We start from the raw sequence: 23,271 nt of genomic DNA, 5'->3' as shown, positions 1-23,271 counted from the left end.
AAGGAAGTTCCAGCACTTTTTTATGCAATAAACCGGCTTTTCCCTTGACCGAAAAACAATAGTAAGTGATAATAAAAATTTCCGACGAAATAATTATAGGTTCAGTTAATGGCCTTGCAAGTTAGCGTGGATGAAATTAAAAGGGGAGAACAAAATGCTGCAGACGCTGCCTTTTTCGGTAACGAAGGAAGATTCTTTTTATGATAAATTTTCCGAGTGGATTGGTGATGTTTTTTACGATATTCTCCCTGAAAAGGGATTCGAGGAACGCGATGAGCAGATTTTTATGGCGTTCCAGCTGGAAAAAGCCTTTAAAGAAAAGAAAATTGCTTTTGCTGAAGCTGGAGTGGGGACTGGCAAAACGCTTGTCTATCTTCTTTATGCCATTTGCTATGCCAGATATACGAATAAACCTGCTATAATTTCCTGTGCCGATGAAACTCTTATCGAACAGCTGGTAAAGGAAGAAGGGGATATCGAAAAGATCAAAACCGCCCTCGGTATTGATGTTGATGTGCGCCTTGCAAAATACCATGATCAATATGTTTGTCTTAAAAAGCTTGATCATGCCGTAAACACTGTCGATTCGGAAGCCATCGACCGGCTTCATGAAGAGCTCCCTGAATTTGTACACGGCGGGGGCTCTATGTCGGCTTATACACCGTATGGCGACCGGAAACAATATCCTTACTTAAATGATGAAGACTGGTCAAAAGTCGGTTGGGACCAACTGCAAAATTGCTTTACATGTGATATGCGGCACCGATGCGGCCAGACGCTTTCCAGGGATTTTTACCGTAAATCAACAGATTTAATTATCTGTTCCCATGATTTCTTTATGGAGCATGTTTGGACCAAGGAAAAGAGAAAGCGTGAGGGACAGCTTCCATTGCTGCCTGAGCAAAGCTGTGTCATTTTTGACGAAGGGCACTTGCTGGAATTTTCCGCACAAAAAGCATTGACCTATAAAATTGGCGAAGCGACCCTTACTTCGGTTCTTGAATCGCTTACCGCGAACGATGTACGTGACGAAACGCTCTATGTCATCGAAGGAAGTAATAGAAATAAATGAACAGTTCTTTCATTACCTGGCACAAGCTGCAATTCCGGTACAGGGATCGGGCCGATACAGGATTCCTTCCTCCGAACGGGTCGGCCAGTTTGCCCAAAAGCTGCATCAAAAAGTAGAACAGCTGGAAGAAAGCCTGGTGTTTGAAGCGGAAATGTACACAATTAATGAATATGATTTAAAGGTGACTGAAGAATATTTGGAACAATTGGGCTACTCCCTTTCATTGTTCCTTAGGAATGAGCAGGCCGTGACATGGTTTGAGGAAAACGAAGGCTCCAAGACCCTTGTCATCATGCCACGCCTTGTGAAAGATATTTTGGCGGAAGAGGTTTTTTCAAAAAAAATGCCCTATATCTTTTCTTCTGCGACACTCTCTGAGAATAAATCCTTCGATTACATTGCCCAGAGCCTAGGCATTAAAGAATATACCAGCTTTTCAGTTGATTCGCCTTTCGATTATGACGAAGCAATGAGAATTTTCATGCCCGTTTTTGAAAATGGCAACATGAAAGAAAAAATGGAATACACTTTGAAAAGCATCAAAGAAGAAAAGGGAAGAACGCTTGTCCTTTTTCGTTCAAAGGAAGAGCTGCAATGGTTTAAGGATCATGCCGGATTTTCGGATTATCCATTTTATTTTGAAGGGGAATCGGAAATCAGCGATCTCGTGAAGAAATTTCAGGAGGAGAAGCATTCCGTATTGCTTTCCTATCATCTATGGGAGGGGCTGGACATCCCAGGGGAATCATTGCAAAACGTGGTGATTTTCTCGCTGCCGTTTCCTCCCCATGATCCGGTATTTGAAGCAAAACGTGCGTCTGCAAGCAATTCTTTTGAGCAAGTAGACATGCCATATATGCTGCTGCGGCTGCGCCAGGGAATCGGCCGGCTTATCAGGACATCGCATGATTCTGGGAATGTGCATATTCTTACGGAAAAAAACCTCCCGGAAAATGTTCTGGACAAAATGATTGCTGTATTGCCTACAGCACCTTAAAAAGTGAAACCGGGGAGGATATCCCCGGTTTTTTACTTGGAAGGATGACACTATTCCCTTACCGTTTAAAATTTTATTCCACTTTGTCTGTCTCTTTCAGATCTGCACATCTAAAGCATAGAAGCTTCTTTCCTTCCGATACTCCATCAAGAAAGCCGTTCCGGCAAAAAATTTTCTTTTCACAGTTCCTGCAGTATCCAACCAACTCTTCTTCCATCTACAATCAGCTCCCCGGTTTGTTAGATGATAAATGGCTAATTCAAATAAATGGTAATTTTAGTTATATTATATGATAGAATAAATCCGTAACGCAAAAGGAGGAATCAATGGTGTCTGCTTCGATTGAAAAAATAGAAAAAGAATTCTTAGAATATGTGAAAAAAATATCGGCATATGGTGAAGCACTATCACTGATATATTGGGACATGCGCACTGGCGCTCCGAAAAAAGGGATTGAGCGGAGATCTGAAGTGGTAGGGATGCTATCTTCAGAGGTCTTCAAAATGTCGACGAGCGAAGACATGGCTGCTTTCATTGCCAATCTTTCTTCTGACGCTGCAAGACACGAACTTTCTGATACTACAAATAAAATGGTAGAAGAGTGTAAAAAAGAATATGAACGGAATAAGAAAATTCCAGCAGAGGAGTATAAAGAATTTGTCGTCCTTCAATCCAAAGCGGAAAGCGTGTGGGAAGATGCCAGGGAGGCAAGCGATTTTGCAATGTTTCAACCTTACCTTGAAAAGATTGTGGCATACACCAGGAAATTTCTAGGTTATTGGGGTTATGAGGGAAATCCATATAACACACTTCTTGATATGTATGAACCCGGCTTGACCGTAGAGGTTCTTGACCAGGTATTCGGCGAATTGCGTGAAAGGATCGTACCATTGGTCAAAGCGATTTCAAAAAGCGAAAACAAGCCTGAAACTTCTTTCCTGTATAAGAGGTTTCCAAAGGAAAAACAAAAGGAATTCAGCCTTGAGATCCTGAAACAGCTTGGATATGATTTTGAAGCAGGCCGTTTGGATCAAACAGTGCACCCGTTTGCAACGGGGCTCAATGTGGGAGATGTACGCATAACAACCCGCTATGATGAACATGATTTCAGGGGAGCGATTTTCGGCACCATCCATGAATGCGGCCATGCAATTTATGAACAAAATATTTCAAAGGATTTGACGGGTACATTATTGGATGATGGAACCTCAATGGGGATCCATGAATCCCAATCCCTTTTCTTTGAGAACTTCATCGGCCGGAATAAAAGCTTCTGGAAAAAACAGTTTCCGGTTTTGAAGCAGCATGCCCCAGGCCAGTTCGACCATGTGGAACTGGATGATTTTTACCGTGCGATCAATGAATCCAAACCATCTTTAATCCGGGTGGAAGCGGATGAACTTACATATTCCCTTCATATCATGATTCGCTATGAAATTGAAAAAGCTCTATTCAATAATGAGCTGGAAGTGAAGGATTTGCCTGGGGTCTGGAATAAGAAGTATCAAGAATACCTTGGGATTAAACCGGAGAACGACGCATCAGGCGTTTTACAGGATGTACACTGGTCAGGCGGCAGCTTCGGCTACTTCCCTTCTTACGCGCTGGGATATATGTATGCGGCCCAACTAAAACATGCGATGCTTAAGGATCTCCCCGGCTTCGATCAGCTCCTTGAAGCTGGAAATATCGCACCGATCAAAAAGTGGCTGAATGAAAAAGTGCACAAATTTGGAAAAACGAAAAAGCCTCTGGAAATCCTAGAATCGATTACAGGTGAAGGATTAAATGCAAAATATCTCATTGGTTACCTGGAAGAAAAGTACGGAAGCGTTTATCAATTTAAATAGATGACAGGGTGGATGCAGAGTCATCCCCCCTTATAAAAGGAATAGTGTTATGAAGAATGTATTACCGCTATTAACGGTGGTTGCGGCAGCTTCCCTATGGGGAATCATCGGTATTTTTGTAAAAGGCTTGACGGATGCAGGATTATCTGCGATGGAAATCGTGACCGTAAGGGTCTGTTGTGCAAGCCTCTTTTTGCTTGCAGTTGGAGTCATAAAGAATCGAAATCTGTTGAGAATACGCGTTGCGGACATTTACTTATTCATTGGTACTGGAATCATCAGCATTGTTTTCTTTAATTGGTGCTACTTTACAGCCATGAATATGCTGTCCATTTCCACGGCAGTCATTTTGCTTTATACATCTCCGGTATTCGTTATGATATTTTCCAGCCTGTTCTTTAAGGAAATCATAACCCTCCCTAAAATATTGCTCATAGGCTGTACTGTTTTAGGAAGCATTTTAATAGCCGGTGTAAAAGGCCATGCTTTGTCCGGAGGGGATGGCATCGGATTTTTAATTGGACTCGGTTCAGGGCTTGGATATGCCTTATATAGTATTTTTGGAAAGCTGGCTCTAAAGAAATACCATACCTTTACGATAACAGCTTATACATTTTTTACTGCTTCCATTTGCTTGCTTCCTGTTACAGGGATATGGCGTAAGGCAGAACAGATCATGGCACCGAAGACGCTGATGCTGATTATAGGCCTGGGCCTGTTTTCCACTGTAATCGCCTATTTGCTCTATACATGGGGATTAGGAAAAATGGATGGGAGCAGGGCCGCTGTACTTGCAACAATAGAGCCCGTAACTGCGATGTTCCTTGGATTTCTCTTTTATGGCGAAAGATTATCAGTTTTGCAGATGGCCGGTGCCTTTGTAATCCTAGGAGCGGTTCTGTATTATAATAAAATGCCCGGCAACAAAAGCGGCAAAGCTGAAAAAGGGCATAATCAAATGGTATAGGAGAAGCAGGCAATCTTCTTGAATGCCTGCTTCTTTAAATTATAGCAAAGCATCAATTTTTCAACATGTACTGGTGTCTAGCTTCCCCGTACATGGATGTACTATTGCCAATGTTGCCACAGGATGTGGCATGTTTTTCAACGATCCTCTACAGCACGCTTCCGTATTTCTTATTACCAGAGTTTGAAACCTTTCTGGCCAGGAGGTGCGTTCTGGATCATATCGATAAGCGGGATTGTGTATGCGAATAGAATCAATACGACGGTGACTCCAAGCCATAGTTTCCAGTTCTCGAAAATCAAAGGTGTCTTTTCTGCCGTTTCCGCCGCTTCTCCAACCGGGAATTCCTGTTCACCCTTAGGCGCAAAGAAAGCCAGGTTAATGAATATGATTAAAACAAGGATAATTGCAACAAACAGGATTGTTCCGCCAACAGCCTGTGCAATTTGATACGGTATCCATTCAGTTGCCTGGGCAGATCCGCCATAAGTCGAGAATGATGATCGGCGCGGTGCTCCAAGAAGGCCTGCAGCATGCATCGCTCCGGACATGAAAATCATTCCGATTGCCCAAAGGCAGCCCTGGATTAGTGCCAGTTTGTTCATTTTCTTTGTCAGTACACGGCCTGTAAGGTGAGGAATCAACCAATAAGAGATACCAAAGAATGTCAGGATAACAGCGGTAGCAAGGGTTAAATGGAAATGCCCCGTTACCCATATTGTGTTATGCACGACCTGGTTCATTTGGTGTGATGCGTTAACCATGCCTCCTGCCCCTGCAGGGATAAACGTGACCATCCCAATAAAAGGCACAGTGAATCTGGCATCGCCCCAAGGCAGCATTTTAAGCCATCCGAATAAACCTTTAGCCCCTTTTTGGCGTCCGTACATTTCAAAAGTGCCAAACAGGGAGAATGCTGTCATTAACGATGGAATGACAACCAGGAATGTTAAGGCAACCTGCAGGAACTTCCATGCCGGGTCAATACCGGGTTCAGTCAATTGATGGTGAAAGCCTACAGGGATTGAAAATAGCAAGAATAAAATAAATGACATACGTGCCAATGAATCTGAGAAAATCTTGCCGCCAATGATTCTGGGGATGATTACGTACCAGCACATATAGGCAGGCAATAACCAGAAATATACAAGCGGGTGCCCAAAATACCAGAACAGTGTACGGCTGATCAATACATCAATGGTATCTACAAGTCCCAGAGACCATGGGAGCATTTGCAATAATACGGTTGCTGCAACACCGATGGTGGCCACAAGCCAAAGAAGCATATTGACTACGACCATGAAGCTTAATAACGGACTGACTTTGCCGGGATTTTGCTTGCGCCATCTTACATATGATGTGAGCATCGCCCCGCCACCGATCCAGCTGCCGACTACAACCAGCGTTAACCCGCCGTAAAAGATAGGGTGGGCCTGCAGCGGCGCATAGAATGTGAAAAGCACAGATGCTTTATTTAATAACACCATTGCCGCGGCCATGGCTGTTCCAATTGTCATCAACCAGAAGCCGAGCCACCCAGATTTTCTCGCCCCGTTTGACAGGGTCCCGGCTGTACGGCTCATTGCTGCAAATTGAAACCCGATAATGAAGAATGTAGTAAGGACAAGTCCCAGTAAAACACCGTGTACTGTCAATACTTGATAGTAAGTAATCGGGGCTGGAAGTTGGAAATTCCCTGAACGGACCAAAACCTGCAAAAGCCCTGCAAGGCCGCCAAGCGCCAATGCAATAAACGCAACATAGAAATGAGCCATGGATAGCTTGGCGTCACGAGGATCCACTTTCATTTTTTCAGTTGTGCTTCTCATTTTTCAACCACCTCAATTTTGGAGCTCATCATATGGTGACCTACACCGCAGTATTCGTTACATAGAATCAGAAATTCGCCTGTCTTTTTGAACGTTGTTACATATTCGCTTACATAACCTGGTTCAAGCATCATATTGATATTTGTTCCTGCTACTTCAAAGCCGTGTATAACATCCTTTGTTGTAGCCATAATCTTTACCTTCACCCCTTTTTGAACCACCACTTTTGCCGGATTATAGGAAAACGCGGAGGCTACGAACACCAATTCATAGTCCCAATCCTTTCCTTCAACCTTGTGAAGCCCAGGTTTATTGAAAGGCTTGGTCGTATCCACCTTTTCCGGGTCGATTGTTGTTAAACAGCTGGGTGGCTGGTTTCCCATGTAGAAAGCGCTGACACCAACAACATTAAGGAAAACAAGCAGCGAGCCGATACCGAAAACGAGCCAAATCTTTTCGAACTTATGCATATGCATAATTTTTCCCCCTTAAATTCCTATAGACGGTCTAAATACAAGAAATACACACTCACCCATGTAATAATGAGAATACATCCAAGTACGAAAACGGATGCAAGCGTCCCTTTAAGGGAAGAATGGTCATCCTCCACTTTTGTTTGTGTTTTCGTTTTTAATTCCGGCATAGCCATAACATTTCACTCCTTTCTAAAAAATTCAGAAATTGTATGAGTACATTTTCATCATACAAAACAATTTGTTAAATTCTAGTTGCTTTCTCTCGTTTCACAAATTGTTCAATCTATACTTAATTAACATGATAATAGGGGGAAATTGATTTAACAGTGACCTTCATCACTTTTGACCCCGTGAAGATGTGAAAGAAATGTGAAGTTTAGAGTGGTGGAATGATCCGAAAATGGTTTTACGAGTAATTTGAAAAATGGGGTATGTCCATTTGATGCGCGTATTCCTGGTAAAGTTTTTTTGCGTGTTTATGTCATGTAATAAAATCGTTTCTTTGACGAGTTAAAGGATTTTAATATTCCACCTTATCATTTCTGTGGTAAAATTTTCATGTTAATGGACCTAAGTCTATTAAAATACATACAATTAGGAGAGATTGCGTTTGAAGAATTTATTCAAGATTATATTAGCCTTTGGATTTGTATTTTGTACTACATTGCCTTTATTTAGTGGAACAGTAAAAGCAAAGCAAACTAGTTATTTGATGAACACCAAATATATTTATAATTACCAATATGGGAATGGGATTAAATTTTATTTAGAGTTCTGGAAGAAAGAGGACGGATATTACAAATGGAGTAATAGAGACTTTGGGACGGCATATAAAGAAACCAAAACAGGCTTATATCAAGAAGGGACTAAAATATTAGCTTATCCCATTAAAAGTGGAAAAAGGTGGTCAGAACCCTCTAGTAATTCTACTTATACTATAAAATCAACAAATAGAACGATCAAGACTTCAGCAGGTACTTTTACAAAAGTAGTGGAGGTAAGGGAAACTGTAAAAGGATTTGGATTCCATACTTCATATTTTGCTCCTGGCAAAGGTGTGATTTTGAGTACAACAAACGCTGACTACAATGACTTTGATACTGAAATTCATTATAAACTAATAAAAATAAAGAAAAAATGAGAGTAAATGGTTGGATGACTGGTTTATTGATTCCAGCTCCTTTACCAGTTTGAACAAAGACATCTAATTGTTCATCCTTTTTTTCATTAAAAACACGCTGTCTACATCTGCTTTCGATAGAAAGAGAGTGGACAGCGTATTTTTAATTTTTGATAGGAAAATATCAAGGTTGTCCTCTGTCACTATCTGGCTGCCATAACCCTCTAGGTTGGCAAGATTGGCATCGGAGGCTTGTCTAATGACTCCAAAAAGGGTCATTTAGCCGGAATGTCAGGAATATTTATAGGTGCCGACAGAGAATGGCGGTCCCTGTATGAACGGAAGGATACGATACTATGCTCGCGAGTAAAAACGTCGACCTGCAAGATAAATGAATCCTTCTTTTCCATGTAATAATGAATATCCCCAATACTTAATCGGTAAAAGGAATACCTTTGTCCCAACATCGTCCTGCCGGTACATTTTGTGTCAGGATGGTTCTCAATGTAGCCAGCCATTTGGCTGACGGATACAGATGAAGTACCGGTTATTGAAAAAATTGCTTCTTTCATGTTTGCGGCTGCCTGGCTTAAAGTTGCTTTTGCTTTGTCAATAACACCATTCATAAAACTGTTCAATACTTGTACTCCTCCTTGTTGTCTGAATTGTTGGAACCTCTTTTTAAGTAATTCCCAATTATGAAACAGGTAAACAATTTCAGCGGCAAAGGCCATATAGCAGAACTAAAATCTTGAAAGTCCGTCAATATGCTGATTTGCATTTTACTATCTTAACAAAATATTTAACTGGAACTAATTGATCCTGTTATGCATAGAATGAAATAATATTAGCTGAAAGGGACTGTGAAAAAATGGAGCAAAAATACTGCGTTCACTGCCGAACCTTGCACAATGAAGAAAGCAGTTGCCGTGTATGCGGGAAAGAGGATTTCCAATCTATTGAAATCAATGTCCAGTTTCAGAAAAATCCGGACTGTGAATAGTTTCTAGTAAATCAGGATGCACCCATCATCCTGATTTTTTTCGTATGGAAATGTATTTTGTTAAGAATAGAACCGGTCGACAGATCCAGTGCGCAACTTAGTTTTGTCTTCGCCTGTGTGGAACACAGTCCTCTAACCCCGAACCTCTGTGTTCGCTTTTATAAAGGCGCGCATCCAGTGGGTTTTCAAACCTGTTAAGGCATATCAATCATGAGAAGAATATTCAGGGAGCCGATACTTGCTATTTGGATAGGGAGGTTCAGGGCTTTATCAAAGCCGTAGATTTTTGTTTGACCAATAAGTACGGTGGGAGGGGTAATATCCATTTCGAGATTGTTAGTGGCAAGAATGGCCGCTAAATTGCCGGCAATCATATTTCCAGGCTCTGCTGCGAAAGACTCAAGCATTTCGCCTTCGACTGGAATCCCGAACATCGCTTCACCTATTCTGCCTATTGTTTCTTTCAGGCCTTCAATGATAAACCTTCCCCGGATATCTCCTGTCATGCCAATCAAAACGCCAAGGGATGAATGGTTATAGGGCTGTTTAACCAAGGTAGGCGTCAATGCTTCCATCGATAGTGGAATAACTGCTTTTACAGACTGGATCGTTCCATCTAGTACGTTAGCTACTGTTAAACTGACAGCCATGATAAACCTCCGTAAAAATAATAAATTAAGCATAACAAATAATGGCAGAATATACGTTTTAAATGTTAAAAAATGGGGAACTTTCACGATATTATGGCGAAAAATGCGGAATAATAAACATAGAAAATTCATTAAGGGTGTGAATGCATTGCCTTATATTCTTTCGGCCTCTCATATCAAGCTGCCCCACAAAATATCTCAGGAAGCTGTCATGGATTTTACCAGAGAGATGTTCGGTTCTTCCTATAAGAATATAGAAAGGCTTTTAGGCGCTTTTATAAATGGACAGGTGGAATCCCGTTACTTTTCAAAGGATATCGAATGGTTTAAGGCGGATCACAGTTTTGAAGAGAAGAATGAAATTTATATTGAACAGGCTGTGCATTATGGGTGCCAGGCGATTGTGGAATGCTTGGGCAACCTGGATTTTCTAAAACGGAACATTGACCCCGGGAAGATTGATGCATTTATTTTCATTTCAAGCACCGGTTTGGCAACTCCTACAATTGACGCGAGAATCATGAACCTGCTTCCTTTTAGTGAATATACGAAAAGAATACCGATTTGGGGGCTTGGCTGCGCAGGAGGGGCTGCCGGACTATCGAGGGCATACGAATATTGCAAAGCATTTCCAAATGCATTGGCCCTGGTTCTCTGCGTGGAGCTTTGCAGTTTGACGTTTCAGAAGGATGATGTTTCAAAGAGCAATATTATAGGCACATCCCTTTTTTCGGACGGTATCGGCTGTGCCCTTGTTTGCGGGGACGAAGTACGGCGCAAAATATTTTGCAAGCAGGATTCCATGCCAAAGATACTGTCCACCAGGTCAACACTTATGCGGGATTCACTCGATGTCATGGGCTGGGATGTGAAAAACGGGGGACTGCATGTCGTGTTTTCTAAAGATATTCCAAGGATTGTAAAGGAATGGTTAAAACCGAATGTAGAAGCGTTTTTAACGGAACACAATTTATCCTTGCAAGAAGTGGAACACTTTATCGCACACCCGGGCGGCAAGAAAGTGATTCAAGCGTATGAAGAGGCGCTCGGCTTTAGTCAACAAAAGACAGAACTTTCAATGAAGATCCTTCAGGAATATGGAAATATGTCGTCAGCCACGATTTTATATGTGCTCGAACAGTTCATGCGCAACGGAGCGCAAAAAGGTGATTTGGGACTGGCAGCCGCGCTTGGGCCTGGATTTTCATCTGAGCTATTATTAATGAGGTGGGAATAGTGTTTTTTTGGCTGTTTATTTCAATTCTGGTCCTGCAGCGCCTTGTCGAATTATCGATAGCAAAGAAAAACGAAAATTGGATGAAGGAACAGGGAGCCATTGAATTCGGTAAGTCCCATTATCCGTGGATGGTCTTAATGCATATTGGGTTCTTAAGCTCATTAATTTTGGAAGTTATGTTGAATCGATTTGTTACCGCTCCTTTATGGCCAGTTTGGCTGGCTATTTTTATCTTGGCCCAGGCATGCAGGATCTGGGTGATCATATCTCTCGGAAAGTTCTGGAACACAAAAATCATTGTTCTCCCGGAGTCCGACATTACTGCAAAAGGCCCTTATAAGTACATGAAACATCCGAATTATCTCGTGGTAGCGGTGGAAATTATTGTTATTTCCCTTCTGTTCGACGCCTTTATCACAGGCATTTTGTTTACGCTGCTAAACCTGTGGATGATGGCCGTCCGTATTCCAGAGGAAGAAAATGCCCTGGGAAATCTGACGAGGTATAACACCATATTTCAACAAAAAAGTGAAAAGTGAAAAAATTTCATTTTTCTTATTGAAAATGATTATCGTTCGTGATAACATCAAAATTGAAGATGAAAATTATTCTCATTGAATAAACAACCAGAATATAGAAGGACGGTGTTCTTTATGGTTTTATTATTCGTATTATTGACGATGGTTACATATTTATTGGTAATGAGATACGTATTGAAGAATATTGGGCAGCCGGCACAAGCTGCTCCCAAACATACATTCACTTCAGAAAAAGCACGGAAAGAATTCGTTCCTGTGCCTTCAACCAGGTAATCACCTGGTTTTTTTATTTGCTTTTTCCATTAATGGTAAATCAGATATAGGAAAGCAAAACGAAATCGATTACAATAAAATGAGTATTAACAATACTCAAACGACTAAGGGGAAAGCATAAATGGTCCAACAATCAATCAAACAGGAACAGAAAATAGAGTCTTTAACAGCACTGTACGAGGCATTCGAGTCCAGCAGGGATTATCCGAATGCTGAGAAAATGAAGCAATTGGTCATGAAGCTACATAATCGGGAGACAACGATTGCTTTTTGCGGGCATTTTTCCGCCGGGAAATCCAGCATGATCAATTATTTGCTCGGGGATGATGTCCTTCCTTCCAGCCCTATCCCAACAAGTGCGAATACAGTGAAACTCCAGCGCGGCGGTGATTATGCGAAGGTTTATTACTATAACACCAAGCCAGTCCTTTTTCCTGCACCCTATGATTACAGGGAAGTAAAAGCTTTTTGTAAAGACGGGGACAGGGTATCATCAATTACCATCAGTTCGAGTGAATTTCCGCTGCCTGAAACTTGCGCGGTAATGGATACTCCCGGAATTGATTCTACCGATGATGCCCACCGGGTTGCCACTGAGTCGGCACTGCATTTGGCAGATGTCATTTTCTATGTGATGGACTATAACCATGTGCAGTCCGAAGTGAATTTTCATTTTACAAAAGAATTGCAGGACGCAAATAAAAGCATTTATTTGATCGTTAATATGATTGATAAGCATGATGACACGGAACTCGGTTTTGCTGAATTCAAGAGCTCGGTCATAGAGGCCTTTGCCAACTGGGGGGTCTACCCAAATGGTTTTTTCTTTACATCGGTAAGGAATCTGGAAAGTGAAAACAATCAAATACAGGAAGTCAAGGAGTTTATATTTAAGCAAGGGGAAGTGGGGGAGGACACCCGGATTCGGTCAGTTATGGAAGCGGCGGAAAGACTCGTGGAAGAACATGCGAAAAGGATAAGGGAAGAACTGGAGGAGGAAAATGCGCCCTCACTTGAAATTTTGGCGGAACTCCCTTTGGAGGAACAGCAGGAGGTTTCCGGCCGTCTGTTATCGCTAATTGACAAAAAGGACCGGATAACGAAACTTCCAGACACTGTGAAAGAGGAATTTGATGCCGGACTGGAATCAATCCTGAAAAATGCCTATATCATGCCGGCACAAACAAGGGATCTGGCGGCGGCATATTTGGAGTCAAACCAGCCTGAGTTCAAGGTAGGGTTGTTTTTTTCGAAAAAGAAAACAGAAGAGGAACGGGAAAATAGGGAACGGGCGATTTTGTCGGACCTGCAGGAAAAAGTGAAAACCCAGCTCGAGTGGCATCTGAAGGAACTGGCTGCAGGCACCCTGAAAGAAGCAGGTATTTATAACAGCGAGCTTGAAAAAGAAGCGCAAGGCATAGAAGTAGCGGTTTCTAAAGAAATGCTGGTTAATGCCTTGAAATCCCAGGTGAGCATTACAGGTGAATATGTCCTTAATTACACTAATGAGATTGCAGCAGCAATAAAAAAGTCGGCCAGGAATGAAGCGGACCGTTTTATTCAAACCCTGTACAGCTATGTAAAGAACGAAACCGTGGGGGAAATCGGCATTATTGAAAAGGAATTGAAAGGTTATGCCCGTTATCAGTCAGCTTTTGAAACAGTGGCGTTCATGAATAATAACGTGCAAAAGAAAAAAAAGGCATTGCTTCATTTATTGGCAAGCAGGGAGCCATCCCAGGAAGTGATGAATACAGCGCTTTTGCTGGAGAAATGGCTGAGCGAGGAAAACGATGTAACGGTCCGTCATACGGGCGATACAATGGCCGACGAACAATCGCGGGAGAAAACTTTGCAAAACGAGACAGCTGAAATCCAGCCTTCTAAATCGGAAGTGATAAAGGAGAAAAAAACCGTCGATGTGAGCGGCAAGGATAAATTGCAAAGGACTGCAGCCGATTTAAAAAAGGTCTCAGACCTGATTCAACCCTTGAAGGGTTTCCATTCTTTGCACGGCGAGCTTAAGGAGAAAGCGGCAAGGCTGCAATCGCAAACCTTTACAGTCGCTCTTTTCGGAGCATTCAGTGCAGGAAAATCATCGTTCGCGAACGCAATGATGGGCGAAAGCGTATTGCCTGTGTCTCCAAATCCGACTACAGCAGCGATCAATAAAATCATGGCTCCAAAAGATGGGCACCCACATGGCACGGCAACCATAACGTTAAAGACCGCGGAAATGCTGCTTGAAGACGTTTCAATTGCCCTTTCCGCCTATGACATCGCAGCGAATTCCCTGGATGAGGCTTTTCGGAGGGCGGGTGAACTGATGGATCGATCCACAGCCACGGACACCGGTACTACACATCTATCATTTATTAAAGCTTTTGTAAAAGGTTTTCCCGAATACAAAGAAAAACTTGGAACAAACTTTCCGGTTGGCATTGAGGGCTTTAAAAGCTTTGCAGCTGAAGAATCAAAATCGTGTTTTGTCGATTTAATTGAGCTGTATTATGACTGTGAATTGACGAAGCAGGGGATCGTGCTGGTCGATACGCCGGGAGCGGACTCAATCAATGCCCGGCATACGGGGGCTGCGTTCGAGTATATTAAAAATTCGGATGCGATCCTTTTTGTGACGTACTATAACCATCCGTTTTCAAGGGCTGACAGGGAATTTCTCATCCAGCTTGGCCGGGTTAAGGATTCCTTCGCGATGGATAAGATGTTTTTCATCATTAATGCGGTCGATCTGGCTCAAACAAGCGATGAGCTTAATGAAGTAACAGCTTACGTTCAGGGACAGCTGAATGGATTCGGTATCAGATTCCCCAAGCTATTTCCGTTATCAAGCAAGGGGGCGCTTGCGGAGAAATTGGAAGGCAGCAGGTTTTCCCATCATTTCCTGCCAGACAGCGGATTGCCGCATTTTGAATCACAATTCAACGAATTTATCGAGAATGATTTAACTATGCTCGCACTACAGTCTTCCAAGGCAGCACTATCAAGGGTCTTGCAGCTGCTGGAGGAGGTTATGGCCGCAAGCTTGCAGGATGAACGTTCGAAAAGTGCCGCATTAGCCGCTCTGGAGACAGAATTAGGTCAAATAAAACAAATCCTGGGTAAACTGGAGGGGGAAACGGAAAAACAAAAGCTAAGGAAAGAGATCGATGAGCTCGCATTTTACAGCAAGCAGCGTGTTTTCTTCCGATTTGCCGACTTTTTCAAAGAATCCTTCAACCCCGCAGTACTTAAGGATGATGGCCGTGATATGAAAGCCGCATTGCGGAAATCGTTAAAAGAGCTCCTCGGTTCTCTAGGCTTCGATTTATCGCAGGAGATGAGGGCAACAGCATTGCGTAGTGAACTTTTTGTAGGAAATCTGCTAAAAGAAAAACAGGCAACCCTGCATGCATTGAGTAAAAAAATTAGGGGAAGCCTTCATTTAAGGGACTACGAGCCGGCCGCAAGTGAAACAATGGAATTTAAACAGGCATTTGAAGATCTAGATGAAACGGATTTCAAGAAAGAACTGGCCATTTTTAAGAACACCAAATCATTTTTTGAGAAAAATGATAAAATCAAGATGAGCGAAGCCCTGCAGGCCGGGCTGGAGCAGCCGGCTTTAATATATACGGCTGACCAAAGAGAACGGATGTATACCTTCTATTCCGAACTCTTTGAAGAAGGCTTGCAAAAGCTTAAGCGGGACTCGGATTCTGAAATCGATGAAATTTACAATGGGCTACGTTCCGCTTTTCAAGAAACCATCGATGTTCCATTTTATGAGTCAATCTTGAAGGAAATAAAGGAACTTACATGACAATAGGGTTGATGGGATATGAACGCTGTTCAATTTCTAAGAATCATGGAAAAAGAAAATGGGGTTGAAATATGGATGGCTGCTGAAACCGGCAGCCATTCCTTTGGCCTACAAACACCTGAATCCGATCGTGATATCCGGTTTGTTTTTATGCAAAAAAATATGCGTGATTATCTTTCCTTGAAAGCAAAGCATGAGGTTATCACATTCAAAAATGCTGAGTTTGAAATAGAGGGCTGGGATATATTCAAAGCATTTCGCCTCATGCAAAAGAGCAACCCCGGTATGTTCGAATGGTTTCATTCCCGAACGATCGACATATCAAATCACAAATTTGTATGTGAAATTAAGGAACTCATACAGACTCATTACTCCAAACGGACTCTGGGCCTGCATTATTTTAATATGTGCCGTACCAACCTGGCATATTTGAAAAAAATAGCAGTCATGGAGAAAAAAGCGCATAAAACAATGGTCCAGGTGGCCCGCTGTTACTTGATGCTTTTGGTGTTACTGCAGAAACGGAGACTTCCGCCACTTCACATAGATGAGCTGTTGAATGGGGCCAGTATGAACAGCGCGATACGGTATAGTATTGAAGAGCTTTTTCGGTTGAAAAAACAGAATCGATATTTATCAGGAAAAGCGTTAATGGACACATCTGTGCTGCTTGAGGAAGAATTGATTGCGATTCAAAGCATGCTGTCTGGTTTGCCGGAAGGAAAAGGTATGGAAGGGGAATTGAATGAACTTGCCTGGAAGTGCCTTGGCATTTGATTCTAATGGTTCCAGTAAGACCTTCGAAAAAGCAGGCTGTTGTGGTATAATAGATAGAGTGACTCTATCTTTACAGTTTGGATTTATTTATAGGAGTGATTATGTGAATAGCAATGAAGAACAAGTTCCCTCCTTACTGCTTGTAGATGGCATGGCGCTGTTGTTCCGGGCTTTTTATGCAACGGCTGTTACAGGCCAGTTTATGATAAATAAAAATGGTGTTCCGACAAATGCAGTACAAGGATTTTTAAAGCACATGCTTACGGCTGTGGACCATTTTTCTCCCACCCATGTTGCAGTATGCTGGGATATGGGAAGCAAGACCTTCCGCAATGAACTGTTCGGAGATTATAAAGCAAACCGTTCTACACCGCCGGTTGAAATGATCCCACAGTTCGGCCTTGTAAAGGAAGCAGTGGAAGCGTTCGATATTCCAAATATCGGCCTTGAGGGCTTTGAAGCTGATGATTGTATCGGTACAATAGCAAAATCATCCGCCACTGAAAGTGAGGTCTACATTTTAACTGGTGATCAGGATATATTGCAGCTGCTTGATGATAATATATCGGTTATTCTCTTAAAAAAAGGCTTCGGCAATTATGAAGTCCATAATTCGGAAAGCTTTTTTGAATGGAAAGGCATCACCCCTCGACAAATGATTGATTTGAAGGCATTGATGGGCGATCCGTCCGACAATTATCCGGGCGTAAAGGGCATTGGCGAAAAAACCGCATTAAAGCTGCTCATCCAGCATGAAAGCATCGAAGGAATCCTGGAAAACGTCCATTCCTTGACGAAAACACAACGCGCGAAAATTGAACAAGCGGTGGATATGCTTCACCTCTCCAGGAAGCTTGCGGAAATAAAATGCGATGTGCCTGTTTCTTGCTCGCTTGAAGAAGCACACTTTAGCTATGACCGCGATAAGGTCCTTCAAATGGCAATGGAAAATGGATTCAGAACCGTTGAGAAATTAATTATATAAACAGTAAACCGCTTGCCTAAATAGGACAGGCGGTTTCTATTTTTACTACTTTGTATTATCCCTCTTTGCTGCATTCTCAAGCTTCGTTTTTGGATCTCTAGCCCTTTCAGCGCCGGTCGAATAGCCCTGTGGATTGACGCCGCTATGTGCTGCTGTCCCCCTGTTTCGATTCTTGCTCACCTGAAAATCACCTCCTTCCGTGCGAATTTACGCAGAGGCTTCCTGCTAATAATAGTTAAGTTTCCTATATTGTTTGTAGAAACAGGCGGGGGTATTATGGCAACTTTTGTCGAAAAACATATAGGCAAATTTTCATTTTTAAGGTAAGATTTAGGTTGAATTTGGTCGATAGGCTGGTGTTTGCTCGTGGGGAAAACAGTGGAAGAATACGTTGCCTTCCTGGAATCCAAAGGATTTTCTTTCGGTGAGGATGCCATTGGATTTATCTATTTTGGGAAACAATATACGAATGCAAGCGATTTTCTTGTTAATGTCGCAATAGAAATGACCCTAAAGGCACAAAAGGATTTTGATGGGAGCTTTTACATATCTCTTCTTGAAGCTTTAAAGCAAAACAAGGTGAATACGCGAACCGATGCGGAACTGTTCGCCAAGGAACGGGGATTGCTCACGTAAAGAAACCGACCGATATGCGAGAGTGGAAAGCCAGAGCGGAAGGTGCCCTGATGCACATTCATAGTACTTGGTGACAATTTCTTCTGATCATCAGTATGCCCAGTAATATTTCTCGTAAAGTTCAAGCAAAACGGCAGAAAACTTCTGCCGTTTTTATATGCCGGCTGTTGAACTATTTTCCTTAGGCTTCTGTGGCAGCTCAGCCAGAATCATGCCGAGAAAGATAAAAAGGCAACCCGCAATCGAATTATAGGTAAGCCGTTCCCCGATCCAAAAGAAAGACGTAAGGGCGGCAAATACCGGCTCCATGGCGAAAATCACCGCCACCCTGGTCGGTGAGGTATACGCCTGGAAATAGGTCTGGGCGAGAAAAGCAAAGGCCGTCGCCAAAGAGGAAGTAACAAACAAAGCCAGCCAGACCTCTGTTTTAAGCATCACGCCAGGATTTAGGACAACGGAAAAGTCTTCAAAAAAAGCACCTGAAATAAACGATAACAAGGAGACAGTGAAAATCTGTACAATGGTAAGCGGAAGCGCCGGGAACACGCCTGCAAATCTTGCTGTTGTTATGATATGCATCGCAAAGCTAATGGCACACAGGAATACCAGGACATCACCGATTGTGAAAGAAGAATTTTCGACTACTGTCATTAAGTATAGTCCGAGGGTTGCTGCCGTTACACCGAGCAAGGCATTCCTCGTCGGTTTTTGCTTTATTAGCGCCAAGGAAAAGAGTGGAACGAGCACAACGCTCAAACCGGTAATGAATCCGGCTTTCGCCGGGCTTGTGTATAGCAGCCCGAAAGTCTGAAAGGCATACCCAAGAAATAGCCAGAGCCCAAGCTTCGCCCCGGAGAACAATAATGCTGTGTTCCAGGCGATCATTTTTTTGTGAGAAAATAAAAGGTACCATACCAAAAGCAATAGAAATGCCATAAGGAATCGCACGGCATTGAAGCTGAAGGGCTCAAGGAACGAAATGGCGTTCTGCACCATCACAAAGGTTGCTCCCCAAATAAAAACAACGAAAAGTAACGTAAAATCGGAGATGGATGTTTTTTTCATTCCTTTTCACCTGCATTCATGCGAATTGCCCTTCTTGCCAATTCATCAGCAGATTTATTTTCGCTCCCTGGAACCCATTTCAAAAAGAAAAGATCAAGTTTACGCGACAGTTCAAGGACTCTATCCAATAGCGGAGAATAACGTTTATTCTTTACAAATTCCTTTTCGATTGCCCTGTGGATCAACTGGGAATCAGTGCGGAATGATACGGACTTGTATTCTTTTTCAATGCAAAGCTCAAGCGCTTTTATCAGTGCGTGGTATTCCGCCTCGTGGTTCTCCATAATGCCGAGAGGAATCGAATGCCGTTCCACCTGGCCGTTATTTTTAATAAAAATGCCTGCACCGCTTGGGCCGGGATTTCCCGCGCTTGCCCCGTCGGTATATACTTCGATCATGATTGTCCTCCTCTGCAGTCCTGAATGAATCATTTCCGTCTACATTTTAAAGCAAATAAAGGAAACTAACAATGATTTTAAGAATGCAGGCAGGTGGCGAAAACGGTTATATTGTTACATTAAGCAAGCTGTTGGTGGAAAAACATGGCTTTATTGGCTTCGTCAATTTAGAAAATTTCGATCGAGGGCGGTTTTACAACAAACAAATGGGAAATTATTTTTAAAAGAAGGTTTTTTAATGCCCATATCCGAACATTATTATAGAAATGGAAGAAAGCGGGTTAAAATATGAAAGTAATCATGTCATGGACATATGGAAGTCCTAAGAAGCCTACTTGTGAATTTGTCTCCGATTGGCTGGACGCGGAAAATGCCTTAATCATTACAGAAGACCTTCAAAAGGCCGGCCGGCTAAGAGATGTAGAATTCAGGGACGAAGCAGGTACTTCCTGGTCAACAAAAGAATTGAGAAAATTGCTCGCTGAGATAGAAGATGAGCCGCAGGATGTGATTGTTTATTTTGACGGCGGGTATCAGAAACAAAATGGATTAACTGGCATAGGGGTTGTCATATATTATACCCAGGGCAAAACAAGGTGGCGGATTCGGATGAATGCCGTCCTGGCGGAACTGGTTTCGAACAATGAAGCTGAGTATGCCGCCATGTTCGAAGCTGTAAGGCAATTGGAAGAATTGGGGGTGCGCCCTGGGTCATGCACATTCAGGGGCGATTCCCAGGTTGTGCTTAACCAACTTTCCGGTGAATGGCCGGTTTTTGAGGAAAACCTGAACCGTTGGCTTGACCGGATCGAGGAAAAAATCAATAACCTCGGGATTAAGCCGGTATATGAACATATTGTGAGGAAAGAAAATACAGAAGCTGACAAACTCGCGAGCCAGGCACTGAATGGCGAAGAAATTTTCAGCAAGCTGAATGTAACCGAAAAATAAAAGGAGCAATGGAATTGAAGAACCGAAAAGTCATCTATTCAGAATTGGAAACTGTCCTTGAAGATTATTGTAAGGATTGCTTCCTATACAGCACCTTAAGAAAAGAAAAAGGGAGAAATTGCGCCCATAAATTCTGCATCTCCCAATGTACAGTCGGACAAAAAATAAGAACAATCGGCTCACAGCTGACAGATTTGCCAAGAAGTTGATTTTGCTGCCTGAAAAATTTTTAGATAAATACGAAGATAGAGATAAAAAGTAATTGGGGGAGCCGCATGACTAGTAATAAACGTCCTGCTATTCATAATAATTTGACTCCATTGACAATACAGGAAATTGACACTCTAATTCTCCGCATGAAACAAGATGGGAAGGGTAACGCTTCCTGTTTGATTAACGAAGGAAATGATATATTGACTGTGCCAGAGAAAATTAAGAAAATTAGTTTAGAGGTGGAGACAGCCTCAAGGAAAATTAAGGACATTTTTCATTATGTCAGAGATACCGAAAATCTGCCAATGGATGAAATCCGCAACGATATCTTGCCGATAATCCAGCGCGCAGCGGAAATCCCTCATATTTACTATCTGTTTAAAGAAATACAGCTAAAGGACGAGTATACCTATAATCACAATATCAGCGTGGGTATCATTGCAACATTGACCGGTAAATGGATGGGCTTGCAAGGTGCGGAATTGCAAAGGCTGACACTGGCAGCAACGCTTCATGACGTCGGGAAAATGAAAATCAGCGATGATATCCTCCATAAACCGGGGAAATTTACAGCCGGGGAATTTGAAGAGATGAAGAAGCATACGATTTATGGGTACGAACTGTTAAAGCAGGTGCCGGGAGAACCTGTTTCGATAGCGTTGACAGCACTGCAGCATCATGAGCGAGAAAATGGGGAAGGGTACCCGTTTGGATTGAAGGGTCATGACATGCATTTATTTTCCAAAATTGTTGCGGTTGCCGATGTATTCCATGCGATGTCCTCTGATCGGGTTTATCATGATGCAATCCCATTTTATCAAGTGATAAGCCAAATGAATAAAGATGTTTTCGGAAAGTTTGATCCAAATGTTCTTTTAGTATTCATGAACAGAATGATGGGAGCCTTGGTGGGCAAAAAAGTGCTGTTGACGAACAGCGAATATGGTGAAATCATCCTGATAAATCCCTACCAACCCTTACAATCGCTGATTAAAACCGAAAGAGGAATAATTGATCTGAAGGTGGAGAAGGCGATTGAGATACAGAAGGTCATCGGTTGATGAAGGAAGGTACGGGGAGCAATAGGGGGGATTTGAGGCTGTCTCATAAGGCTCTGAACCCACAACATATCCATTTAGATCTTGAAATACAGTTTTTATCTGGATATAGTGTGGTAGGCTCTAACCCCTTTGCTTAAGACAGCCACTATTAGTCATGTGCCTGGCTTTTTTTAAAGTTAAAAAAGTCCATGAGAAGCATCACTTTATTTTCAAGGATATCCTCCAGGGTATACTGATCCAGCACCTGCAAAAAAGCATCCAGCGCTTTGTTAAAAACATGCTTCAAGGAGCAAACCGGCGCGATTACACAATTATTATGGCCGTGCTCAAAGCATTCAACCAAATAGAAATCCTCTTCCGTTTTGCGGACGATCTCCCCGATATTGCTCTCCGATGGCGATTTGGCAAGGCGAATGCCTCCATTTCGGCCGCGCACCGTTTCGATGTATCCCATTTTACCCTGATTATATATGATCTTCATAAGATGATTCTTCGAAATATCGTATGCTTCGGCTATTTCTTTTATAGGAACAACCGTTCTTTCTTTTGGGATGCTAAATACAACAAAAGATACTCCGGTTCCTTTGTTTGAACCTGGCCAGTACATCACAATCAGGCTTCAAATTCCGGGAGAAGAGTACTTATTCAACCGCCAGTACAGCCTGTCAGTTGCGCCAGGGAAGGAATATTTCCGGATTTCTGTAAAAAGGGAAGCTGATGGGACATCACCGGACGGAAAAGTTTCAAACTACTTGCATGACCACATCAATGCAGGTGATATTTTGGAAGTTACAGCGCCTGCGGGAGTATTCATCCTTGATACCAAAAAACAAACTCCGATCGTTTTTATCAGCGGGGGTGTCGGCATAACGCCATTCATTAGCATGGCAAGTGCCATAGCCGAAGTACAGCCTGTTCGACAGGTCCAGTTCATCCATGCAGCAAGAAACGGTAGGGTCCAGGCATTTAAAAACGAATTAAAAACGTTAAAGGGTGCGTTGCAAAACTTCGAGTTATACTATGTGTACGAACAACCTGCTGAACAAGACCACAAGGATGAGTTCTTCGCCAAAGAGGGTTTTATTGATTCTGAGTGGCTGAACGAACATATTACGGGCAGCGAAGCAGATTACTATGTATGCGGACCGGTTCCGTTCCTCCGCACAATCGTCGGAAGCCTGAAAAAGTTCGGTGTGGACGATGCACAGATCAACTATGAATTCTTTGGCCCCGCCGCAAGTTTGGAAGCATAATAAATATTTATAATAGTGCCGTTTGTCTTTTCGAGGACAGATGGCTTTTTCAATAGAAAAGGACAGTAAAATACAAGGTTTTCCCCAGCGTCTGGTGTA

Annotated in this window: 25 protein-coding genes and 2 pseudogenes; 16 read left to right on the top strand and 11 right to left on the bottom strand. The window is 42.5% G+C overall.

Translation table 11 applies throughout. From position 1 onward, the window contains the following. Window positions 1-154: 154 nt before the first annotated feature. Window positions 155-2,069, top strand: a pseudogene (locus tag D0466_RS06310) (ATP-dependent DNA helicase). Window positions 2,070-2,142: 73 nt separating this feature from the next. On the opposite strand, the gene D0466_RS22530 reads toward D0466_RS06310, so the two are convergent. Next, window positions 2,143-2,286 (bottom strand): hypothetical protein, encoded by a 144-nt coding sequence (locus D0466_RS22530; protein WP_199484510.1) that lies wholly within the window; start codon window positions 2,284-2,286, stop codon window positions 2,143-2,145. 109 nt (window positions 2,287-2,395) lie between these two features. Between D0466_RS22530 and D0466_RS06305 the strand changes: the two genes are divergently transcribed. Both D0466_RS06305 and D0466_RS06300 read left to right on the top strand, forming a co-directional pair. Next, complete coding sequence (locus D0466_RS06305) at window positions 2,396-3,919, top strand: carboxypeptidase M32 (RefSeq protein ID WP_325048682.1); 1,524 nt, start codon at window positions 2,396-2,398, stop codon at window positions 3,917-3,919. A gap of 49 nt (window positions 3,920-3,968) precedes the next feature. Then, window positions 3,969-4,886, top strand: a complete 918-nt coding sequence (locus D0466_RS06300; RefSeq protein ID WP_117321669.1) for a DMT family transporter — start codon at window positions 3,969-3,971, stop codon at window positions 4,884-4,886. Between the two features lie 173 nt (window positions 4,887-5,059). Here the strand turns inward: D0466_RS06300 and D0466_RS06295 are convergent, their stop codons facing one another. The 3 genes from D0466_RS06295 to D0466_RS06285 are packed head-to-tail and all read right to left on the bottom strand — an operon-like array spanning window position 5,060 to window position 7,364. Beyond that, window positions 5,060-6,715: a b(o/a)3-type cytochrome-c oxidase subunit 1 gene (locus D0466_RS06295; protein WP_117321668.1), complete on the bottom strand. Its 1,656-nt coding sequence runs from the start codon at window positions 6,713-6,715 to the stop codon at window positions 5,060-5,062. Further along, a complete protein-coding gene (locus tag D0466_RS06290) occupies window positions 6,712-7,191 on the bottom strand; it encodes a cupredoxin domain-containing protein (RefSeq protein WP_117321667.1) in 480 nt (159 codons plus the stop codon). The genes D0466_RS06295 and D0466_RS06290 overlap by 4 nt, the downstream gene beginning before the upstream one ends. A gap of 20 nt (window positions 7,192-7,211) precedes the next feature. Next, window positions 7,212-7,364: a cytochrome c oxidase subunit 2A gene (locus D0466_RS06285; protein ID WP_117321666.1), complete on the bottom strand. Its 153-nt coding sequence runs from the start codon at window positions 7,362-7,364 to the stop codon at window positions 7,212-7,214. A 437-nt stretch (window positions 7,365-7,801) separates the two neighbouring features. Between D0466_RS06285 and D0466_RS06280 the strand changes: the two genes are divergently transcribed. After that, window positions 7,802-8,332 (top strand): hypothetical protein, encoded by a 531-nt coding sequence (locus D0466_RS06280; protein WP_117321665.1) that lies wholly within the window; start codon window positions 7,802-7,804, stop codon window positions 8,330-8,332. A gap of 63 nt (window positions 8,333-8,395) precedes the next feature. On the opposite strand, the gene D0466_RS22135 is transcribed toward D0466_RS06280, so the two are convergent. The 3 genes from D0466_RS22135 to D0466_RS06270 all read right to left on the bottom strand — a co-directional run bounded on the left by D0466_RS22135 (window position 8,396) and on the right by D0466_RS06270 (window position 9,964). Continuing rightward, on the bottom strand, window positions 8,396-8,590 hold the full coding sequence (locus tag D0466_RS22135) for a hypothetical protein (RefSeq protein WP_158555854.1): 195 nt from the start codon (window positions 8,588-8,590) through the stop codon (window positions 8,396-8,398). Further along, a complete protein-coding gene (locus D0466_RS06275; protein WP_117321664.1) occupies window positions 8,587-8,949 on the bottom strand; it encodes a hypothetical protein in 363 nt (120 codons plus the stop codon). The genes D0466_RS22135 and D0466_RS06275 overlap by 4 nt, the downstream gene beginning before the upstream one ends. Before the next feature lie 559 nt (window positions 8,950-9,508). Further along, window positions 9,509-9,964 (bottom strand): chemotaxis protein CheX, encoded by a 456-nt coding sequence (locus D0466_RS06270; RefSeq protein WP_117321663.1) that lies wholly within the window; start codon window positions 9,962-9,964, stop codon window positions 9,509-9,511. A 148-nt stretch (window positions 9,965-10,112) separates the two neighbouring features. On the opposite strand from D0466_RS06270, the gene D0466_RS06265 reads away from it, so the two are divergent. The 6 genes from D0466_RS06265 to D0466_RS06245 all read left to right on the top strand — a co-directional run bounded on the left by D0466_RS06265 (window position 10,113) and on the right by D0466_RS06245 (window position 17,595). Next, window positions 10,113-11,201 (top strand): type III polyketide synthase, encoded by a 1,089-nt coding sequence (locus D0466_RS06265; protein ID WP_233522585.1) that lies wholly within the window; start codon window positions 10,113-10,115, stop codon window positions 11,199-11,201. Beyond that, window positions 11,201-11,740: an isoprenylcysteine carboxyl methyltransferase family protein gene (locus D0466_RS06260; protein WP_325048681.1), complete on the top strand. Its 540-nt coding sequence runs from the start codon at window positions 11,201-11,203 to the stop codon at window positions 11,738-11,740. Before D0466_RS06265 ends, D0466_RS06260 begins: the two co-directional genes overlap by 1 nt. A 75-nt stretch (window positions 11,741-11,815) precedes the next feature. After that, entirely contained in the window at window positions 11,816-12,013 is a 198-nt protein-coding gene (locus D0466_RS22130) for a hypothetical protein (RefSeq protein ID WP_158555853.1), read from the top strand. A gap of 121 nt (window positions 12,014-12,134) precedes the next feature. Beyond that, a complete protein-coding gene (locus tag D0466_RS06255) occupies window positions 12,135-15,833 on the top strand; it encodes a dynamin family protein (protein WP_117321662.1) in 3,699 nt (1,232 codons plus the stop codon). Window positions 15,834-15,878: 45 nt separating this feature from the next. Next, window positions 15,879-16,610 carry a DNA polymerase beta superfamily protein gene (locus D0466_RS06250; protein ID WP_158555852.1) on the top strand — a complete coding sequence of 244 codons (732 nt, stop codon included), beginning with the start codon at window positions 15,879-15,881 and terminating at the stop codon, window positions 16,608-16,610. A 151-nt stretch (window positions 16,611-16,761) separates the two neighbouring features. Beyond that, window positions 16,762-17,595, top strand: a complete 834-nt coding sequence (locus D0466_RS06245; RefSeq protein ID WP_407675622.1) for a 5'-3' exonuclease — start codon at window positions 16,762-16,764, stop codon at window positions 17,593-17,595. Window positions 17,596-17,640: 45 nt separating this feature from the next. Here the strand turns inward: D0466_RS06245 and D0466_RS06240 are convergent, their stop codons facing one another. Then, window positions 17,641-17,775 carry a small, acid-soluble spore protein L gene (locus D0466_RS06240; protein ID WP_117321659.1) on the bottom strand — a complete coding sequence of 45 codons (135 nt, stop codon included), beginning with the start codon at window positions 17,773-17,775 and terminating at the stop codon, window positions 17,641-17,643. Window positions 17,776-17,961: 186 nt separating this feature from the next. On the opposite strand from D0466_RS06240, the gene D0466_RS06235 reads away from it, so the two are divergent. Then, a complete protein-coding gene (locus D0466_RS06235) occupies window positions 17,962-18,231 on the top strand; it encodes a DUF6123 family protein (protein ID WP_117321658.1) in 270 nt (89 codons plus the stop codon). Window positions 18,232-18,384: 153 nt separating this feature from the next. Here the strand turns inward: D0466_RS06235 and D0466_RS06230 are convergent, their stop codons facing one another. Together D0466_RS06230 and D0466_RS06225 are read right to left on the bottom strand one after the other, a co-directional pair. Further along, on the bottom strand, window positions 18,385-19,296 hold the full coding sequence (locus tag D0466_RS06230; RefSeq protein WP_117321657.1) for a DMT family transporter: 912 nt from the start codon (window positions 19,294-19,296) through the stop codon (window positions 18,385-18,387). Then, window positions 19,293-19,694 (bottom strand): reverse transcriptase-like protein, encoded by a 402-nt coding sequence (locus D0466_RS06225; protein ID WP_117321656.1) that lies wholly within the window; start codon window positions 19,692-19,694, stop codon window positions 19,293-19,295. The genes D0466_RS06230 and D0466_RS06225 overlap by 4 nt, the downstream gene beginning before the upstream one ends. Before the next feature lie 71 nt (window positions 19,695-19,765). On the opposite strand from D0466_RS06225, the gene D0466_RS22125 reads away from it, so the two are divergent. From D0466_RS22125 to D0466_RS06210, 4 genes are all read left to right on the top strand, one after another. Continuing rightward, window positions 19,766-19,918 (top strand): hypothetical protein, encoded by a 153-nt coding sequence (locus D0466_RS22125; RefSeq protein WP_158555851.1) that lies wholly within the window; start codon window positions 19,766-19,768, stop codon window positions 19,916-19,918. A 64-nt stretch (window positions 19,919-19,982) separates the two neighbouring features. Continuing rightward, entirely contained in the window at window positions 19,983-20,645 is a 663-nt protein-coding gene (locus D0466_RS06220) for a reverse transcriptase-like protein (protein WP_117321655.1), read from the top strand. Window positions 20,646-20,653: 8 nt separating this feature from the next. Beyond that, complete coding sequence (locus D0466_RS06215) at window positions 20,654-20,854, top strand: zinc-finger domain-containing protein (RefSeq protein ID WP_117321654.1); 201 nt, start codon at window positions 20,654-20,656, stop codon at window positions 20,852-20,854. 66 nt (window positions 20,855-20,920) lie between these two features. Further along, on the top strand, window positions 20,921-21,919 hold the full coding sequence (locus tag D0466_RS06210) for an HD-GYP domain-containing protein (protein ID WP_117321653.1): 999 nt from the start codon (window positions 20,921-20,923) through the stop codon (window positions 21,917-21,919). A gap of 148 nt (window positions 21,920-22,067) precedes the next feature. On the opposite strand, the pseudogene D0466_RS06205 reads toward D0466_RS06210, so the two are convergent. Beyond that, a pseudogene (locus tag D0466_RS06205) lies at window positions 22,068-22,486 on the bottom strand (RrF2 family transcriptional regulator). On the opposite strand from D0466_RS06205, the gene D0466_RS06200 reads away from it, so the two are divergent. Then, on the top strand, window positions 22,471-23,172 hold the full coding sequence (locus D0466_RS06200; protein ID WP_117321652.1) for an FAD-binding oxidoreductase: 702 nt from the start codon (window positions 22,471-22,473) through the stop codon (window positions 23,170-23,172). The pseudogene D0466_RS06205 and the gene D0466_RS06200 overlap by 16 nt on opposite strands. Window positions 23,173-23,271: the final 99 nt, after the last annotated feature.

It is taken from the genome of Peribacillus glennii (assembly GCF_003429105.1).
Taxonomy (GTDB): Bacteria; Bacillota; Bacilli; order Bacillales; family DSM-1321; genus Peribacillus; species Peribacillus glennii.
This window is presented reverse-complemented; position numbering and strand designations above follow the sequence as displayed.

Bases quoted from the DNA above. Each gene is read 5' to 3' on its own strand.
- D0466_RS22125 (WP_158555851.1), top strand. From the start codon at position 19,766: ATGATTTTAAGAATGCAGGCAGGTGGCGAAAACGGTTATATTGTTACA.
- D0466_RS22135 (WP_158555854.1), bottom strand. From the start codon at position 8,590: ATGACCCTTTTTGGAGTCATTAGACAAGCCTCCGATGCCAATCTTGCC.
- D0466_RS22530 (WP_199484510.1), bottom strand. From the start codon at position 2,286: ATGGAAGAAGAGTTGGTTGGATACTGCAGGAACTGTGAAAAGAAAATT.
- D0466_RS06245 (WP_407675622.1), top strand. From the start codon at position 16,762: ATGGCGCTGTTGTTCCGGGCTTTTTATGCAACGGCTGTTACAGGCCAG.
- D0466_RS06300 (WP_117321669.1), top strand. From the start codon at position 3,969: ATGAAGAATGTATTACCGCTATTAACGGTGGTTGCGGCAGCTTCCCTA.
- D0466_RS06200 (WP_117321652.1), top strand. From the start codon at position 22,471: ATGCTAAATACAACAAAAGATACTCCGGTTCCTTTGTTTGAACCTGGC.
- D0466_RS06250 (WP_158555852.1), top strand. From the start codon at position 15,879: ATGGAAAAAGAAAATGGGGTTGAAATATGGATGGCTGCTGAAACCGGC.
- D0466_RS06220 (WP_117321655.1), top strand. From the start codon at position 19,983: ATGAAAGTAATCATGTCATGGACATATGGAAGTCCTAAGAAGCCTACT.
- D0466_RS06210 (WP_117321653.1), top strand. From the start codon at position 20,921: ATGACTAGTAATAAACGTCCTGCTATTCATAATAATTTGACTCCATTG.
- D0466_RS06285 (WP_117321666.1), bottom strand. From the start codon at position 7,364: ATGGCTATGCCGGAATTAAAAACGAAAACACAAACAAAAGTGGAGGAT.
- D0466_RS06230 (WP_117321657.1), bottom strand. From the start codon at position 19,296: ATGAAAAAAACATCCATCTCCGATTTTACGTTACTTTTCGTTGTTTTT.
- D0466_RS06290 (WP_117321667.1), bottom strand. From the start codon at position 7,191: ATGCATATGCATAAGTTCGAAAAGATTTGGCTCGTTTTCGGTATCGGC.
- D0466_RS06215 (WP_117321654.1), top strand. From the start codon at position 20,654: ATGGAATTGAAGAACCGAAAAGTCATCTATTCAGAATTGGAAACTGTC.
- D0466_RS06270 (WP_117321663.1), bottom strand. From the start codon at position 9,964: ATGGCTGTCAGTTTAACAGTAGCTAACGTACTAGATGGAACGATCCAG.
- D0466_RS06305 (WP_325048682.1), top strand. From the start codon at position 2,396: ATGGTGTCTGCTTCGATTGAAAAAATAGAAAAAGAATTCTTAGAATAT.
- D0466_RS06255 (WP_117321662.1), top strand. From the start codon at position 12,135: ATGGTCCAACAATCAATCAAACAGGAACAGAAAATAGAGTCTTTAACA.
- D0466_RS06295 (WP_117321668.1), bottom strand. From the start codon at position 6,715: ATGAGAAGCACAACTGAAAAAATGAAAGTGGATCCTCGTGACGCCAAG.
- D0466_RS06225 (WP_117321656.1), bottom strand. From the start codon at position 19,694: ATGATCGAAGTATATACCGACGGGGCAAGCGCGGGAAATCCCGGCCCA.